Annotated in this window: 14 protein-coding genes; 10 read left to right on the forward strand and 4 right to left on the reverse strand. The window is 69.3% G+C overall.

The annotated features are described in order from the left end of the window. Positions 1 to 17: 17 nt before the first annotated feature. On the reverse strand, positions 18 to 797 hold the full coding sequence (locus tag KPL78_RS03145; RefSeq protein ID WP_219761380.1) for a DUF2189 domain-containing protein: 780 nt from the start codon (positions 795 to 797) through the stop codon (positions 18 to 20). Between the two features lie 172 nt (positions 798 to 969). Here KPL78_RS03145 and ccoN point away from each other — a divergent pair, with 172 nt between their 5' ends. From ccoN to KPL78_RS03190, 9 genes are read left to right on the forward strand one after another with little or no spacing between them, the layout of a single operon-like run. Continuing rightward, on the forward strand, positions 970 to 2,463 hold the full coding sequence (gene ccoN / locus KPL78_RS03150; RefSeq protein ID WP_432761273.1) for a cytochrome-c oxidase, cbb3-type subunit I: 1,494 nt from the start codon (positions 970 to 972) through the stop codon (positions 2,461 to 2,463). A 13-nt stretch (positions 2,464 to 2,476) separates the two neighbouring features. Continuing rightward, the gene (ccoO, locus tag KPL78_RS03155; protein WP_219761383.1) at positions 2,477 to 3,214 is read left to right on the forward strand and encodes a cytochrome-c oxidase, cbb3-type subunit II; all 738 of its coding nucleotides are present in this window, start codon (positions 2,477 to 2,479) and stop codon (positions 3,212 to 3,214) included. Between the two features lie 10 nt (positions 3,215 to 3,224). After that, complete coding sequence (locus KPL78_RS03160; protein WP_219761385.1) at positions 3,225 to 3,398, forward strand: cbb3-type cytochrome oxidase subunit 3; 174 nt, start codon at positions 3,225 to 3,227, stop codon at positions 3,396 to 3,398. A gap of 13 nt (positions 3,399 to 3,411) precedes the next feature. Next, positions 3,412 to 4,272: a cytochrome-c oxidase, cbb3-type subunit III gene (ccoP, locus tag KPL78_RS03165; RefSeq protein ID WP_219761387.1), complete on the forward strand. Its 861-nt coding sequence runs from the start codon at positions 3,412 to 3,414 to the stop codon at positions 4,270 to 4,272. Positions 4,273 to 4,296: 24 nt separating this feature from the next. Then, positions 4,297 to 5,811, forward strand: coding sequence for a cytochrome c oxidase accessory protein CcoG (gene ccoG, locus KPL78_RS03170; protein ID WP_219761389.1), 1,515 nt, complete (start codon positions 4,297 to 4,299; stop codon positions 5,809 to 5,811). Beyond that, on the forward strand, positions 5,808 to 6,293 hold the full coding sequence (locus tag KPL78_RS03175; RefSeq protein ID WP_219761391.1) for a FixH family protein: 486 nt from the start codon (positions 5,808 to 5,810) through the stop codon (positions 6,291 to 6,293). Before ccoG ends, KPL78_RS03175 begins: the two co-directional genes overlap by 4 nt. Then, complete coding sequence (locus KPL78_RS03180; RefSeq protein WP_219761393.1) at positions 6,290 to 8,632, forward strand: heavy metal translocating P-type ATPase; 2,343 nt, start codon at positions 6,290 to 6,292, stop codon at positions 8,630 to 8,632. Before KPL78_RS03175 ends, KPL78_RS03180 begins: the two co-directional genes overlap by 4 nt. A gap of 4 nt (positions 8,633 to 8,636) precedes the next feature. After that, a complete protein-coding gene (ccoS, locus tag KPL78_RS03185) occupies positions 8,637 to 8,798 on the forward strand; it encodes a cbb3-type cytochrome oxidase assembly protein CcoS (RefSeq protein ID WP_219761395.1) in 162 nt (53 codons plus the stop codon). Further along, a complete protein-coding gene (locus KPL78_RS03190) occupies positions 8,795 to 8,977 on the forward strand; it encodes a hypothetical protein (protein WP_219761397.1) in 183 nt (60 codons plus the stop codon). The genes ccoS and KPL78_RS03190 overlap by 4 nt, the downstream gene beginning before the upstream one ends. A gap of 284 nt (positions 8,978 to 9,261) precedes the next feature. Here the strand turns inward: KPL78_RS03190 and KPL78_RS03195 are convergent, their stop codons facing one another. Continuing rightward, positions 9,262 to 9,714, reverse strand: coding sequence for an Lrp/AsnC family transcriptional regulator (locus KPL78_RS03195; protein ID WP_219761399.1), 453 nt, complete (start codon positions 9,712 to 9,714; stop codon positions 9,262 to 9,264). Between the two features lie 110 nt (positions 9,715 to 9,824). Between KPL78_RS03195 and KPL78_RS03200 the strand changes: the two genes are divergently transcribed. Then, a complete protein-coding gene (locus KPL78_RS03200) occupies positions 9,825 to 13,187 on the forward strand; it encodes an indolepyruvate ferredoxin oxidoreductase family protein (RefSeq protein WP_219761401.1) in 3,363 nt (1,120 codons plus the stop codon). A 150-nt stretch (positions 13,188 to 13,337) separates the two neighbouring features. On the opposite strand, the gene KPL78_RS03205 is transcribed toward KPL78_RS03200, so the two are convergent. After that, positions 13,338 to 14,093: a class II aldolase/adducin family protein gene (locus tag KPL78_RS03205; RefSeq protein ID WP_219761403.1), complete on the reverse strand. Its 756-nt coding sequence runs from the start codon at positions 14,091 to 14,093 to the stop codon at positions 13,338 to 13,340. 32 nt (positions 14,094 to 14,125) lie between these two features. Beyond that, the gene (locus KPL78_RS03210; RefSeq protein WP_219761405.1) at positions 14,126 to 15,097 is read right to left on the reverse strand and encodes a Bug family tripartite tricarboxylate transporter substrate binding protein; all 972 of its coding nucleotides are present in this window, start codon (positions 15,095 to 15,097) and stop codon (positions 14,126 to 14,128) included. Between the last annotated feature and the right edge of the window lie 24 nt (positions 15,098 to 15,121).

The following is a 15,121-nucleotide window of genomic DNA, read 5'->3' on the forward strand; positions in this document are numbered from 1 at the left end:
AGCGTCGAGACGCAGGCTTACCGCACCAAGTCCCGATACGCGTGCCAAGTCGCGTGCCCGATCAGCGGCACGACCAGCGCCAGCCCCAGGAAGAAGGGCACCATTGCCATTGCCGTGAAGACCACGATCAGTCCCGCCCAGAACAGCATCGCCGCCGGGTTGGCGAGCACGGCCCGCACCGACACTGCGATCGCCTCGAAGGCCGAGGTCTCCGGCCGGTCCACCAGCATCGGGATCGACACCGCCGAGACAGCGAAGGCCGCCGCGGCCAGCGCCGCGCCGGCCGCGGTGCCGATGATCAGGAAGGGCAGCAGCATCGGGGAGCGCAGCATCGCGATCGGCAGGTCCTCGATCGCTGGGGCGAAGTTCACACCGAACATCAGCATGAAGATCAGCGCCGCGACCCGCACCCAGAACAGGTGCAGCAGCAGGAGCACCACCCCCATGAAGGCGAGTTGCCCGCCATTGCGCGTGAAGCCGGCGAGGCAGGCGGTGAAGGTGACGGGCTGCCCGGCCTCGCGCAGGCGCGATGCTTCATACAGGCCGGCCGCCAGTAGCGGCGCCACCATGAAGAAGCCCGCCGAGGCCGGCAGGATCGCCCAGGCGGTGCGCGCCCAGAGCAGCAGCAGGGCCAGCGCCCAGCCGGCGAGGGTCAGCGCCCCGCCATAGAAGAAGCCAAGCTGGGGGTTGGCCATCAGGTCCCGCCAGCCTTCGGTGAGCCACAGCCAGGGGCGGTCCGGCGGGACCGCGGTGACGATGGCTGGGCGGCGGGCAATGGAATCCGCGTCGCTCGGCATGGCTGAACTTCCCCCCGGGACCGTGCTGTCCCGACAACGTTTCGACCCTTAGGCCTGCTGCGCCGCCGCGGACTTGATTCGAATCAAGGACGGCGCAGGACCTCGTGTATTCATTGCGCATCATGGTGCGCGTGGCGACTCCGCCGTGCCGCCGCATGGGGAGATTTTGGTCGTGGCAGCAGCAACGGCAACCGCCGCCCTGGCTCCGGGGCAGGCTTTGGGGGTGCGGGAGGTCGGCTACGTCGAGGCGCCGATCCGCGCCTTCGCGGTGATCACAGCCTTCTGGGGCGTGGTGGGCTTCCTGGCGGGCGTGGTGATCGCCTCCCAGCTCGCCTTCCCGCTCCTGAACCTCGATCTGGAATGGACGACCTTCGGCCGTCTGCGCCCGCTGCACACCAGCGCGGTGATCTTCGCCTTCGGCGGCAATGCCCTGCTGGGCACCAGCCTCTATGTCGTGCAGCGCACCTGCCGCGCGCGACTGTTCGGGGGTGAGGAAGCCGGCTGGTTCCTCTTCTGGGGCTACAACTTCTTCATCGTCATGGCGGCGCTGGGCTACGTGCTCGGCATCACCCAGGGCAAGGAATACGCCGAGCCCGAATGGTATGTGGACCTCTGGCTGACCTTCGTGTGGGTCGCCTACCTCATCATCTTCGGCGGTACGATCATCAAGCGCGAGGAACCCCACATCTACGTGGCGAACTGGTTCTACCTCGCCTTCATCATCACCATCGCCATGCTGCATATCGGGAACAACATCTCGATCCCGGTCAGCCTCGGCTCCTCGCAATCCTACTCGGCTCCGGCGGGCGTGCAGGGGGCGATGATCCAGTGGTGGTACGGCCACAACGCGGTCGGCTTCTTCCTGACCGCCGGCTTCCTCGCGATGATGTACTACTTCATCCCGAAGCAGGCGAACCGGCCGGTCTATTCCTATCGCCTGTCCATCGTGCACTTCTGGACGCTGATCTTCCTCTACATCTGGGCCGGTCCGCACCACCTGCACTACACCGCGCTGCCCGACTGGGCGCAGGTGCTCGGCATGGTGTTCTCGGTCATGCTGTGGATGCCGTCCTGGGGCGGCATGATCAACGGGCTGATGACCCTGTCGGGGGCGTGGGACAAGCTGCGCACCAATGCGGCGCTGCGCTTCTCGGTGACCGCCGTGGGCTTCTACGGCATGTCCACCTTCGAAGGCCCGGTGATGTCGATCCGCGCGGTCAACGGCCTGTCGCACTACACCGACTGGACCATCGGCCATGTGCATTCCGGCGCGATGGGCTGGGTGGGCTTCATCACCTTCGGCGCGCTCTACTACCTGTTCCCCGCCCTGTGGAAGAAGAAGGGGGTATGGAGCGAGAAGCTGATCGCCTGGCACTTCTGGCTCGCGACCCTTGGCATCGTCTTCTACATCACCGCCATGTGGGTCTCGGGCATCATGCAGGGCCTGATGTGGCGCGCCTATGACGAGCTCGGCTTCCTCCAATACTCCTTCGTCGAGACCGTCGAGGCGATGCACCCCTATTACGTGATCCGCATGCTGGGCGGGGTGCTCTACCTCTCCGGCATGCTGATCATGGCCTTCAACCTGTGGAAGACCGTCACCAGCAGCGAGGCCGCCGAGCCCGAGCCCGTGCCGTCTTCCGCCATCGCCGTCGCGGCGGAATAAGGGGGCCCGCGCCATGTTCAACTGGCTTCGCGACCACGGCGTCATCGAGCGCAACCTGATCCTGATGGGGGTGCTCACGCTGATCACCGTGTCCATCGGCGGCCTGGTGCAGATCGTCCCGCTCTTTGCGGTCGAGACCACCATCGAGCGCGTGTCGGGCGTCCGCCCCTACACGCCGCTCGAACAGGCCGGGCGCGACATCTATGTCCGGGAAGGCTGCTACCTCTGCCACTCCCAGATGATCCGCCCTTTCCGCGACGAGCTCGAGCGCTACGGCCACTACAGCCTGGCGGCCGAGAGCATGTACGACCATCCGTTCCAGTGGGGGTCGAAGCGCACGGGGCCGGACCTCGCGCGCGTCGGCGGCCGCTATTCGGATGACTGGCACGCGGCGCATCTGCGTTCCCCGCGCGCCGTGGTGCCGGCCTCGGTGATGCCGCCCTATGCCTTCCTCGACCGGCCGCTCGATGCGCGGGACATCCAGGATCGCATGCGGGCGCTGCGCGTGACGGGCGTGCCCTACACCGACGACATGATCGCCAATGCCGCGGCCGATCTGCGCGCCCAGGCCAGCCCGGATGTGGATGCCTCGGGCTTCCAGGGCCGTTACGCCCGGGCCCGCCAGGGCGCCTTCGACGGCGATCCCGGCGTGGTGACGGAAATGGACGCCCTCGTCGCCTATCTGCAGATGCTCGGCACCCTCGTCGACTTCCGCGACGTGACGCCGGCGCAGCTGCGGCAGCAACCGTAAGGAGGCCGCCATGCAGACGCTGATCGAGTATCTGCCGACGCTGCGTTCCCTCTGGGTCGTGTGGTTCTTCGTCCTCTTCCTCGGGATGCTGTGGTTCGTCCTGCGCCCGTCGAAGAAGGCCTACTACCAGGCCCAGGCCGACATCCCCTTCCGGGACACCGATTCCGCCGAGCGCGGACGCTGAGGAGCATCCGAGGATGCCGACGAAGATCGAAAAGGACGGCGTGACCGGGCGGGAGACCACCGGCCATGAGTGGGATGGGCTCAAGGAGCTCAACACCCCGCTGCCCAAATGGTGGCTGTGGACCTTCTACGCGTCCATCGCCTTCGCCGCGGTATGGATGGTGCTGTATCCGTCGCTGCCGTTCTGGCGCGGCACCACGCAGTGGATCGCGCGTGAGGCGATCGTCGCCGAGGTGGCCGAGGCCAATGCGCGCAACGCGCCGATGATGGCGCGGCTGCGCGCGGCGACCCCGGCGCAGATCGCCGCCGATCCCGAGATGCGCGCCTTCGCGCTGGCCGGCGGTCGCGTCGCCTTCGCCAACAACTGCGCCGCCTGCCATGGCGCGGGTGGGCAGGGCGGCAGCGGCTTCCCGGCGCTGGTGGACGATGACTGGCTGTGGGGCGGCTCGCTCGCCGCGATCCACCAGACCATCGCGCATGGCATCCGCAACACCGAGGACGAGGCGGCGCGGACCTCCGTCATGCCGCGCTTCGGCGCCGATGGCATGCTGACCAATCCGCAGATCGGCGACGTCGCGGAATATGTGCTGTCGCTGTCGGGGCGGTCTTCCGATCCGGCCGCGGTGGAACGCGGGCGGACCATCTTCGCGGAGAACTGCGCCTCCTGCCATGGCGACAACGGGCGCGGCAATCGCGAATTCGGCGCGCCGAGCCTCGCCGACCAAGTCTGGCTTTATGGCGGCGGCAAGGCCGATATCATCGCCATGGTGCGCAATCCGCGCCTCGGCGTGATGCCGGCCTGGGAAGGCCGCCTCGACCCCGCCGTGGTCAATATGCTGACCGTCTTCGTGCATTCTCTGGGTGGGGGCGAATAGCCCTTGCCTGACGGGAGCGGCAACATGAGTAGCGTCGAGGCCCCCCATCGGGCCAAGGCTGACCGACCGGCGGAGGCACCCGCCTCCGCCGCCGCGCAGCCGCTTTATGCCGCGCGGCAGAAGGTCTATCCGAAGCGCGTCTTCGGGAAGGTCCGCTCGGTCAAGTGGGCCGTGCTGACCCTCTGTCTCGCTCTCTACTACATCGTGCCGTGGATCCGCTGGGACCGCGGCCCCGGCGTGCCCGACCAGGCGGTGCTGGTCGATATCGCCAATGCCCGCATCTTCCTGTTCTGGATCGAGATCTGGCCGCAGGAGATCTACTTCCTCACCGGGGCACTGATCCTCGGCGCCTTCGGGCTGTTCGCCGTCTCCTCCCTGTTCGGCCGGCTGTGGTGCGGCTTCACCTGCCCGCAGACGGTCTGGACCGACCTGTTCATGTTCGTCGAGCGCTGGATCCAGGGCGACCGCAATGCGCGGATGAAGCTCGATCAGGGTCCGCACGACACGAATTACTGGGTGCGCAAGTCGCTGACCCATGGTGTCTGGCTGCTGATCGCCGCGGCGACCGGCGGCGCCTGGGTGATGTATTTCGTCGACGCGCCCACGGTGACGATGCAGATCCTCACCGGGCATGCCAGCGCGCAGGTGTATTTCTTCGTCGCGCTGTTCACCGGCTTCACCTATCTGCTCGCCGGCTGGGCGCGCGAGCAGGTCTGCACCTACATGTGCCCCTGGCCGCGTTTCCAGGCCGCGATGCTTGATGAGAATTCGCTCGTCGTCACCTATCGCGATTGGCGCGGCGAACCCCGCGGCAAGCTCAAGGCCGAAGGCGTGGGCGATTGCGTCGACTGCTTCGCTTGCGTCCATGTCTGCCCGACGGGCATCGACATTCGTGACGGGCAGCAGCTCGAGTGCATCGGCTGCGGGCTCTGCGTCGACGCCTGCGACAGCGTCATGTCGAAGCTTGGCCGGCCCAAGGGGCTCGTCGCCTTCGAGACGCTGAAGAATCTCTCGGCCAGCGCCGCGGCGACTGCCGGCATGGCGCCGGGGCCTGACCGCTTCAAGGCCGGCATGGCCGCCCGCCAGATGCCGCGCTTCGTTCGTCCGCGCACTCTGATGTATGCGGGCGCGCTGACCGCGGTCGCCCTGGTCATGCTCGGCGCCTTCCTGATGCGTTCGACGCTGAACGTCACCGTGCTGCGCGACCGCGCACCGCTCTTCGTCCGCCTGTCGGATGGCGCGGTGCGCAACGCCTACACGATCAAGATCGTGAACAAGACGCGGGATGAGGCGCCGCTCGCCCTGGTGCTGCAGGCGCCTGAGGGCTTCCACATGACGGTGCAGGATGTCGAGGACGATGCACAGGGCCGCCCGGTGCTGCACCGTCGTGCCGACGGCATCGCGCAGTACCGCGTCTTCGTCACCGTGCCGCATGGCCAGCGCATCGCGGAGGACACGCCCGTGTCGTTCCGCCTGCTCGATGCCCAGGGTCGCGCGGTGGCGAGCCAGTCGAGCAACTTCCTGGGACCGAAGTCATGAGCATGGCTATGGAGCAGGTGCCGCACGATCCGCGTCGCAGCCGCTGGATTCCCTGGGCCTTCGTCGGAGCCTTCCTGGTCGTTTTCACGGTGAACGGGGTGCTGATCTACTACGCCATCTCCACCTTCACGGGCGTCACCGTACCGCGCGCCTACGAGCAGGGCCGGCATTATGATTCCGTGCTCGCCGAAGCCGCGCGCCAGGATGCGCTCGGCTGGCGTGCGGAAGTCACGCTCGCCGGCGGGCTGCTGAGCGTGGTCGCGACCGATCGCGACGGCCATCCGGTGCCGGGCCGCATCGAGGGCGTGCTGTTGCGGCCGCTCGAAGGCATCGAACTGCCGCTGGCCTTCGGTCCGCGCGGCGGCGGCCGTTGGGCGGCCGAGGTGCAGCCGACCGAACGCGGCCAATGGGAAGCGCGGCTGACGCTCTACGGCGTCGACGGCACGCCCTTCGATATCCGCCAGCGGGTGATGGTGCGGTGAGCCTGCTCGGCCGCGCGCGGCCTGTCTCCTCCGCGGCGCTTTCTCCCGCCTGCTGCGCCCATTGCGGTGCGCGGCTGGCGGCGGGGCAGGAGCGCTTCTGCTGCTCGGGTTGCGAGGGCGCCCATGCCCTGGTCGCCGGGCTCGGCCTCGGCGCCTTTTACGGGCGGCGGGAGACGGAGGCGGGCGCGTTGCGGCCGGAGGCGCTGGCCCCGGGTCTTGACCTGGCCCCCTTCGCGGTGACGCAGCGGGACGGGACGCAGCGGCTGGAACTGATCGTGTCCGGCCTGACCTGCGGAGCCTGCGTCTGGCTCGTGGAACAGGCGCTGGCGGCGGAGCCGGATGTGCTGTCCGCCCGCGCCTCGCTGTCCGCGCGGCGGCTGACCGTGACCTGGCGGGGCGAGGCCGGGCGGGCGAACGACCTTGCGGCGCTGCTTCAGCGGCTTGGCTTCCGTGTCGCGCCCTGGTCGCCGGCCTGCCTGCGCGCGACCGAGGACGCCGAGGGCCGCGCGCTGATCCGCGCGCTCGGCATCGCGGCCTTCGGGTCGATGAACATCATGCTGATCTCCGTCGCCGTATGGGTCGGCGGAGATATGGGGCCGGCACTGCGGCATGGGCTGCATTGGCTCGCGGCGCTGATCGGCATGCCGGTCGTGCTGCTGGCGGGTATGCCGTTCTACAGTTCCGCCTGGCGGGCGATCCGCGCGGGGCGGCCGAGCATGGACCTCGCCGTCTCGCTGGGTGTGCTGGCGACGGCCGGGATGTCCCTGTCCGAGACGCTGCGCAACGGTCCCTACACCTGGTTCGACGGCGCGACGATGCTGTTGGCGCTGCTGCTGGCGGGCCGCGTCTTCGACCGCGCGGCACGGCGCCGGGCGCGGCAGTCGGTCGCGGAACTCCTCGCGCTTCAGGAAGGGCTGGTCAGCCGCGTCCTGCCTGACGGGCACATGGAAGCGGTGCAGGCCGAGGCGATTGCCGCCGGCGATCGTGTGTTGGTCTCCGCCGGGGAAAGGCTGCGGCTGGACGGCGTGGCGACAACCGACGCGCTGCTCGACGCCGCCGCGACGACCGGCGAGAGCGTGCCGCGCAACTTCGCCGCGGGCGATCCGCTGCCCGCGGGCGCGGTGAACATGGGCGCGGCCTTCACCATGACGGTGACGGCGGCGGCGCGGGACGGGTCGCTCGCCGCCATGGCGCGGCTGCTGGAGCGGGCCGAGCAGGCCAAGGGCCGCTTCGTCGCCATCGCCGATCGCGCTTCCCGCTTCTACGTGCCGGCCGTGCATGCCGTGGCCGCGTTGACCTTCGCTGTCTGGTGGGGCGTGCTAGACGCGCCGTGGCAGGTCGCGCTGGTGAATGCGGTCTGCGTGCTGCTGATCACCTGTCCCTGCGCGCTGGCGCTTGCCGTACCGGCGGTGCAGGTCGTCTCGGTCGGCGCGCTGTTCCGGCGCGGGGTGCTGGTGACATCGGCGACGGCCCTGGAACGCCTCGCGACCGCCGATCATGCCGTGTTGGACAAGACAGGCACCCTTACCGAGGGCCGCCCGGTCCTGATCCCGGAAGGGCAGGACGAGGCCGTGCTGGCACGTGCGGCGGCTATTGCACGGGCGTCGCGCCATCCGCTGGCCCAGGCGCTGGTGCGCGCGTGCCCGGACGTGCCGCTCGCGGAGGGTGTGCGCGAGGTCCCGGGGCAGGGGCTGGACGCCGGCACGGCACGTCTCGGGTCGCCCGCCTTCTGCGGCTTGCCGCCCTCTGCCGATGGCATGACGCTGGTCTTCCGCGAAGGCAGCGGCGAACCCGTCCGCTTCCGCTTCGCCGACCGCATGCGGGATGACGCGCCGGCCTCGGTCGCCGCGCTGGCGGGGCTCGGGCTGGATGCGGAATTGCTTTCCGGCGATGCCGAGGGTGCCGTCGCCGCCATTGCCTGGCAGGCCGGCATCGCGGAGTGGCGCGCGGGCGTCGATCCGGTGGCCAAACAGGCGCGCATCGCCGCGCTGAAAGCCGCCGGACGCCGGCCGCTGATGGTCGGCGACGGCATCAACGACGCGGCCGCGCTCGCCGCCGCGCATGTCTCCGCGAGCCCTGCCGGCGCGACGGATCTCGCCCAGACCGCTTCAGACCTGGTGCTGCAGCGCGAAGGGCTGGCCGCCCTGCCCGAAGCGATCCGCATCGCCCGCCGCGCCCAGGCGATCGCGCGGGAGAATATCGGCTTCTCGCTGCTCTATAACGTCCTCGCCGTGCCGATGGCGGCGCTGGGGCTGGTCACGCCGCTCCTCGCGGCGGTGGTGATGGCCTCCTCCTCTCTGGTCGTGGTGCTGAACGCACTGCGCGCGGGCAAGGCGTAGAGCGATGGGCGTGCTGATTTACCTGATCCCTGCTTCCCTGCTGCTGGGCCTGATCGGCCTGCTGGGATTCCTCTGGGCGCTGCGGTCGCGCCAGTACGAAGACCTGGACGGTGCGGCCGCACGCATCCTGTTCGACGACAAACCCCGCAAGGAGACACCGCAATGACCGGTGGCCGCGTCTTCTTCTTCATCCTCTATGGCGTGCTCGCGCTGCTCGGCCTGTTCATGGCGGCCGCGGCACGCGATGTCGGCATCACCATCTTCGGCTGGGGCCTGGTGCTGTTCGGCGTGCTGAACGTCTTCAACAGCATCAAGACCTACTACGACGAGCTGGAGCAGCACTGAGGGAACGGCCCGCGCTGTTCGCAGCGGGTGAAGGGAATTGGAGGGGCTCTGCCCCTCCAAGCCACCCCGCCAAAGGCCACGGGGTCTTTGGAAACCGTCACCTGATGCTGTGCGGTGCGGGTATTCCATTCCCCTCGCAGCGCGTTGCCCGCGCAAGGGCGGGGTTCGGCACGCAGTCTGGCTGGTGCGCCGGGCGCCAGGTATCGGTTTCCAAAGGCCTCGGGCCTTTGGCGGGGTGAGCCCGAGAGGGACGGCGCCCCTCTCGGACCGCAGAAGGCCCTGGCTTACGGCACCGGCGACAGCACCCGCTTCAGGCACCGCAGCGTGAAGGCCGACCGCGTGTGCCGCACGCCCGGCAGGCGGTAGATCTTCTCCCGCAACAGGCGCTCATACCCCGCCGTGCCGCCGACCGCCGCCTTCAGCACGTAGTCGTATTCGCCCGTGACCAGCCAGCATTCCAGGATCTCGGGCATGCCGCTGACCGCTTCCTCGAATCGCTTCAGATTCTCGTCGTCGTGGCGTTCCATCATCACTTCCAGGAACACCGTGTCCGGCAGGCCGAGCGCCGCCTGGTCGAGCACCGCATGATACCCCGCGATCACCCCGGCCTGTTCCAGCCGCTTCACCCGCGTCCAGCAGGGGGAGGGGGAAAGCCCCACCTCTTCGGCCAGTTCGGCGTTGGTCAGCCGCGCGCGGCGGGCGAGGGCACGGAGGATCCGTCGGTCTGTCGCGTCCATGGCAGAAGGATGTTCCGTCTCTTCGGCGCTGCACAATAGAAAACGAAAGAATTGCCCGGCGACGGCGGTTCATCATCCTGCCATTGGCAGTGCGGGTGGAGAGTCCCAACATGACCGTCATGGGCAATATCATCCGACCGGACGCGACACTCGACGAACGCTGGGACGCCAGCGGCGCCCCGGTGCTGCTGACCGGCACCCAGGCGCTGGTCCGCCTGCCCATGCTGCGGCAGGAGATGGACGCCGCGCTCGGCTGGAAGACCGGCGGCTTCATCTCCGGCTATCGCGGCTCGCCGCTGGGTGGCTTCGACAAGGAACTGGGGCGCCAGCAGAAGCGGCTGCGCGCGCATGGCATCGCCTTCCAGCCCGGGCTGAATGAGGACCTGGCCGCGACCGCCGTCTGGGGGTCCCAGCAGGTCGGGCTGACGCCCGGCGCGACGGTCGATGGCGTCTTCGGCATCTGGTACGGCAAGGGGCCGGGGGTGGATCGCTCCGGCGACGTGCTGCGCCATGCGAACAGCGCGGGGACCATGCCGAAGGGCGGCGTCATCGCGCTGGCGGGCGATGACCCGTCGTCGAAGTCGTCGACCATCACCTCGGGCTGCGAAGTCAGCTTCATGGATGCCGAGATCCCGGTGCTGGATCCCGCCGATGTCGGCGAAGTCCTGGCCTTCGGCCTGAAGGGTATTGCCCTGTCGCGCTTCGCCGGGCTGTGGGTGGGCGTGAAATGTGTCGCTGACACCATGGACGCGTCGATGACGGTGCTGCTCGACCCCGCGCGCTATGCGACGCGCGATCCGGTCGGGCTGCCCATGCCGCCCGATGGGCTGCACATCCGCCTGCTCGATAGCCCGATCGCGCAGGAGGAACGGCTGCGCCACTTCAAGCTGCCGGCCGCCATCGCCTTCGCCCGCGCCAACGACATCGACCGCATCGTGCTGGATGCGCCCGAGGCCCGCTTCGGCATCGCCGTGCGCGGCAAGGCCTATGCCGTGCTGCGCCAGGCGCTGGAGGAGGCCGGCATCTCCGAGGCCTTCGCGCGCGAACACGGCCTGCGCATCTGGAAGGTGGGCCTCGCCTGGCCGCTGGATGCCGAGGCCGCCCGCGCCTTTGCCGAGGGCCTGGAGGAGATCCTCGTCATCGAGGATCGCCGCCCCATGGTCGAATGGCAGCTCCGCGACGCGCTGTTCCATGCGCCGACGCGCCCGCGCGTGACCGGCAAGAAGGACGAGAACGGCAAGCCCCTGCTGTCCGACCTGACCGAGCTCGACATCGCGCAGATCCTGCGCGCACTCGCCGCGCGCCTGCCGGCGCCGCTGCGCACCAATCGGCTGCATGAACGCATCGCGGAACTCGACAACCTTGCCGCGCTGCAGACGGTGCCGTTGCATCTGCGCGACCCCTATTTCTGCCCGGGCTGCCCGCACAACACCTCGACCAGGGTGCCTGAAGGCTCGCGCGCGCTGGCGGGCATCGGCTGCCACTATCTCGCGAAGAACATGGACCGGAATTCCGACCTGTTCACCCAGATGGGCGGCGAGGGCATGCCCTGGATCGGCCAGGCCCCCTTCACCAGCGAGAAGCACATCTTCGCCAATATCGGCGACGGCACCTGGGGCCATTCGGGCTCGCTGACCGTGCGCTTCGCCGTCGCGGCGAAGGCCAACATGACCTTCAAGGTGCTGGTCAACGGCGCGGTCGCCATGACCGGCGGCCAGACGCCGGAAGGCGAGATCGACGTCCCCCACATCGCCGCGCAGCTTCGCGCCGAGGGCGTGCAGCGCATCGCCATCGTCTCCGATGACCCGGAGCGCCATCAGGGCGATGCGACCATCCCCGCCGGCGTGACCTTTCATCATCGCTCCGAACTCGACACCGTGCAGAAGGCGATGCGCGAGACGCCCGGCGTCACCGCCATCATCTACGACCAGGAATGCGCGACCGAGCGCCGCCGCAAGCGCAAGCGCGACCTCGCCCCCAAGGCGGATCGCCGCGTGATGATCAACCCGCGCGTCTGCGAGGATTGCGGCGATTGCTCTCGCGTGTCGAACTGCCTTGCCGTGGAACCGGTCGAGACCGAGTTCGGCCGCAAGCGGAAGATCGACCAGTCGGCCTGCAACCAGGACCTCTCCTGCGTGCAGGGCTTCTGCCCGTCCTTCGTCACGCTGGTCGGCGCGAAGCCGGCGGAACATCACGTCGTGGCCTCGGGCGCCGCGCCGCCCGAACCGGTGCGGCCCGAGGTGCAGGGCGAGGCGTGGAACCTGCTGATGGCGGGCGTCGGCGGGCAGGGCGTGTCCTCGCTGGCCGCGATCCTCGCGCAGGCCGCGCATCTCGAAGGGCGGCCGGTGCGCAGCCTCGACCTGCTTGGGCTCGCGCAGAAGGGTGGCGGTGTCTATGCGCAGCTCCGCATCGGCGCGCCGGACGCGGCGCCGGAATCCATCGCCGGCGCGCGCATCACCGCCGGGACCACCGACCTGCTGATCGCGGCCGACATGGTGGTCGCACATGGGCGCACGGCGCGCCCGCTGCTGGGCGCGCAGCGCACCGCCGCGGTGGTCAATGCCGACCTCGCGCCCACCGCGCAGTTCGTGAAGAACACCGGCACGCAGTACCAGGCGGCGGAGATGCTCGACAGCATCCGCGGCGCCTGCCGTGACACCATCGCCCTGCCGGGCACGACGCGGGTCGAGGAAGAACTCGGCGACGCCGTCTATCTGAACGTCTATCTGCTCGGCATCGCCTATCAGCGCGGCCTGGTGCCGCTGTCGTCGGAAGCCATCAACCGCGCCCTGGAACTCAACGGCGCGCAGGTGGCGCTGAACAAGGAAGCCTTCGCCCGCGGCCGTGCCGCCGCGCTCGAAGACCTTGCCCCGCCGACCCATGTCGCCGAGACGCTGGACGCCCTGATCGCCCGCCGCGTCGCGGATCTCACCGCCTACCAGAACGCGCGTTACGCCCGCGACTACGAGGCCTTCGTGGCCAAGGTGCGCGGCCTGGGCGATGAGCGCCTGACCCGCGCGGTGGCCACCCAGCTTCATCGCCTGATGGCCTACAAGGACGAGTACGAGGTGGCCCGCCTCCACGCCCTGCCGGAATGGAAGGATGCCCTGGCCCACGGCTTCACCGGCACGCAGGCGATCGAGATGCATCTCGCCCCGCCCACGATGGGCGAGAAGAAGCGCCGCTTCGGCCCCTGGATGTTCCGCGCCATGGGGCTGCTGCGCCATGGCAAGGTGCTGCGCGGCACGGCGCTTGATCCCTTCGGCCGCACCGAGGAACGCCGCACCGAACGCGCCCTGCCGGCGGAATTCCGCGCCGGCATCGAGCGCCTGCTCGGCACGCCGGCACTGGCTGCCGAATGGGCCGAGGCCTGGGCCGGCGTGAAGGGCTTCGGCCCGATCAAGGCCCGCAACCTCGCCGCGACGCGCAGCGTGCTCGCGGCGATCGAGGCCCCGGCCATCGCCGCCGAATAGGCGGGCGCCGCCGCCCGCCTCGGAGGCCGTCCGGCAACACGCCGCAGGGCCTGTTGCCGTGTGCGGCGCCGGCCAGCACCCCGTCCAGGATACTGACGTGGGTGACCCGGTTTGGCGTGCGCGCCGCTGCCGGCGCCTCCAAACGGTCCTTCAGCCCTGGCGCTTCACCAGCGTCGGGTACATCACCGCATCTCCGTGCTGCGCCATGTAGGCGAGCTGCTCCTCGGTGATGTATTCCGGCGTCTTCCCGGTCACCGCGCACAGCGTCTCAACGATGATGTTGCGCTTCACCTCGCTGACCAGCACGCAGGTGCGGTGATATGCCTCGGACACCGTGCGGCCGAGCACGGTGAAGCCGTGGCGGCGCATGATGATGCAGTTGGTGTCCTGGATGAACGTCTTGATGGGGGCGACATCCTCCTCGACGTTGATGCTGGCGGGCAGGTAGTGCGCCGGCTTCTGCATCAGGTAGCCATAGGTGAGGCTGAAGGAGCGGAACTCCTCGAAGCCCGCGGCGAGGAAGGCGATGGTCTCGTCGTGATGCAGGTGGATGACGCAGTTCACGTCGGGGCGCAGGCGCAGGATCTCGCGGTTCATCTGGTGGCCGACGGTGGTGGCGCGCCCGCCCTGCAGGATGCGGCCATAGGGGATGTCGGTGATGACGAGGTCCTCGGCCTCCACCTCCTCCAGGCTCAGGCCCTGCGGCTTGGCATAGCAGACGCCGTCCGCATAGTCGGGATGCGCCGTGCGGATGACCATCCCGCCGACGCTGCTGTTGACCAGCCCGCGCGCCGCGAGGCGATGCGCGTAGGTGACGTAGTCGCGGACCACCTTCGGGTCGAAGGCGACCTTCGGATCGGGCGTCAGTTCATTGACGCGGTAGGCGGGGGCGGTGCTGCCGTCCATGATGGATACTCCCTTGGGACAGGATGCGGGCGTCATTCCGGACCGATGCCGAGGCGCTCGGCCGTTTCGCGCCATGTGCGGGCGTCCTCGGCGAGGGTTCGGCCGAAGGCGTCCGGCGTCGACATGACAGGCTCCACGTCCAACGCGCGGAGCTCCGCCGCGCCGGGATCGACGAGGAATTGCTTGGCCAGGGCATCGCGTATGCGGGTCGCGATCTGCGGCGGCAGACCGGCCGGCGCAACCAGCCCATACCAGAACAGCGCATCGAAGCCCTGGACGCCCAGGCTTTCGAAGGTCGGCACGTCGGGCAGCATGGCCGATGGCCGCGTCACCGCGAAGGCGGTCAGCTTGCCGTCCCGTACCAGCGCCGCCGAGCCGGGCGGGTTGTCGAGCAGCACGGCGACCGTGCCGTTCATCAGGTCCGGATAGGCCTGGGAGGATCCGCGATAGGGCACATGGGCCATGCTCAGCCCGGTGAGTTGCTCGAAATGCCGGGTCAGCAGATAGCCGAGCGTCGTCGTGCCCACCGAGGCGTAGTTCACCTGGCCCGGATGGGCGCGCGCATAGGCCAGGAAGCCGGCGAGATCCTGCGCCCTGGCCGCGCTGCCGCCGATCAGCACGTAAGGTGTGGTGCCGAGCAGCGTGACCGGGGTGAAGGACGTCACGGGGTCATAGGGCACGTCCCGGCGGAAGATGGTCGAGACGGGGTGGCTGCTGGTGGTCGCGATGCCGAAGGTGTAGCCGTCCGGCGCGGCGCGGGCGACGGCCTCGCTGCCGATCGTCCCGCCGGCACCGGGCCGGTTCTCGATGACGATGGTGGCGCCGAGTTCCTCCGACAGGCGACGCATGACCAGGCGCGCCACGGTGTCGGTGCCGCCGCCCGGCGGCAGCGGGACGATGCAGCGGATCGGGCGGGACGGCCAGGCATCCTCGGCCTTGGCGAGGCTGGGAAGGGCGAGGCCGATCGCGGCCCCCTGGACAAGGCGTCGACGGGTCGTTCGCATGTCGGATCTCCCTCTCGCGGTTCA

It is taken from the genome of Roseomonas alba, assembly GCF_019430885.1.
In the GTDB taxonomy this organism is placed as follows: domain Bacteria; phylum Pseudomonadota; class Alphaproteobacteria; order Acetobacterales; family Acetobacteraceae; genus Neoroseomonas; species Neoroseomonas alba.

Coding starts and splice junctions, on each gene's coding strand:
- KPL78_RS03145 (WP_219761380.1), bottom strand. CDS start 797: ATGCCGAGCGACGCGGATTCCATTGCCCGCCGCCCAGCCATCGTCACC.
- ccoO (WP_219761383.1), top strand. CDS start 2,477: ATGTTCAACTGGCTTCGCGACCACGGCGTCATCGAGCGCAACCTGATC.
- KPL78_RS03160 (WP_219761385.1), top strand. CDS start 3,225: ATGCAGACGCTGATCGAGTATCTGCCGACGCTGCGTTCCCTCTGGGTC.
- ccoP (WP_219761387.1), top strand. CDS start 3,412: ATGCCGACGAAGATCGAAAAGGACGGCGTGACCGGGCGGGAGACCACC.
- ccoG (WP_219761389.1), top strand. CDS start 4,297: ATGAGTAGCGTCGAGGCCCCCCATCGGGCCAAGGCTGACCGACCGGCG.
- KPL78_RS03175 (WP_219761391.1), top strand. CDS start 5,808: ATGAGCATGGCTATGGAGCAGGTGCCGCACGATCCGCGTCGCAGCCGC.
- ccoS (WP_219761395.1), top strand. CDS start 8,637: ATGGGCGTGCTGATTTACCTGATCCCTGCTTCCCTGCTGCTGGGCCTG.
- KPL78_RS03190 (WP_219761397.1), top strand. CDS start 8,795: ATGACCGGTGGCCGCGTCTTCTTCTTCATCCTCTATGGCGTGCTCGCG.
- KPL78_RS03195 (WP_219761399.1), bottom strand. CDS start 9,714: ATGGACGCGACAGACCGACGGATCCTCCGTGCCCTCGCCCGCCGCGCG.
- KPL78_RS03200 (WP_219761401.1), top strand. CDS start 9,825: ATGACCGTCATGGGCAATATCATCCGACCGGACGCGACACTCGACGAA.
- KPL78_RS03205 (WP_219761403.1), bottom strand. CDS start 14,093: ATGGACGGCAGCACCGCCCCCGCCTACCGCGTCAATGAACTGACGCCC.
- KPL78_RS03210 (WP_219761405.1), bottom strand. CDS start 15,097: ATGCGAACGACCCGTCGACGCCTTGTCCAGGGGGCCGCGATCGGCCTC.